General features: G+C 72.6%; 1 protein-coding gene. It reads right to left on the bottom strand.

Annotated elements, in window-relative coordinates; translation table 11 throughout:
• On the bottom strand, positions 1-642 hold a 642-nt coding region (locus V6U90_RS33750), incomplete at its 3' end, for a SpnB-like Rossmann fold domain-containing protein (protein ID WP_442933724.1).
• Positions 643-658 lie beyond the last annotated feature (16 nt).

The following is a 658-nucleotide window of genomic DNA, read 5'->3' on the forward strand; positions in this document are numbered from 1 at the left end:
AACACCATGCGCAACGACCAGATGCCGGGCCACCAACGCACCCAGACCCGACGTACCACCGGTGACAAGGACCGCTCCGGTGCCGGCGCGCCACACATCGGACGCGTCGCCACCGGACGCGTCGCCACCGGACGCCGCAGCGCGAGCCAGCCGCGGCACGAACACCTGACCAGCACGTACCACCACCTCCGGCTCGCCCAGCTCGACGGCGGCTGGTACGGCGAGCAGCGACTCGGTCTGCTCGTCCACGTCGACCAGCACGAACCGGCCCGGGTTCTCCGACTGGGCGGACCGCACCAGACCGGCTACCGCCGCGTACGGCGGGTCGGTCTGCTCCGTGTCACCGGTGACGCCGGTCGCCCGACGGGTGACCACCACGACCCGGCTGTCGAGGAGCGCCTGCTCGGTGAGGAACCGCTGTACGGTCAGCAGCGCCCGCTGCGTCGCCTCCCGCGCCTCTCGGGCCGCATCCGCGGATCCGGCCTCCGGCACGAACGGGACCACGACAGTGGAGTGGTCGCCCGCACCGGCCAGCAGGTCGTCGAGGGTGGCGAACCCGGGTACCAGGCCGGTGAGTCCGGGCAGGTCAGGCGTACCGAGGAGGGCCCAGGTGCCGGTCGGGGTCACCCGATCAACCGCCATCGGCGACCACTCCACC

Source organism: Micromonospora sp. CPCC 206060 (assembly GCF_036906895.1).
Taxonomy (GTDB): Bacteria; Actinomycetota; Actinomycetes; order Mycobacteriales; family Micromonosporaceae; genus Micromonospora.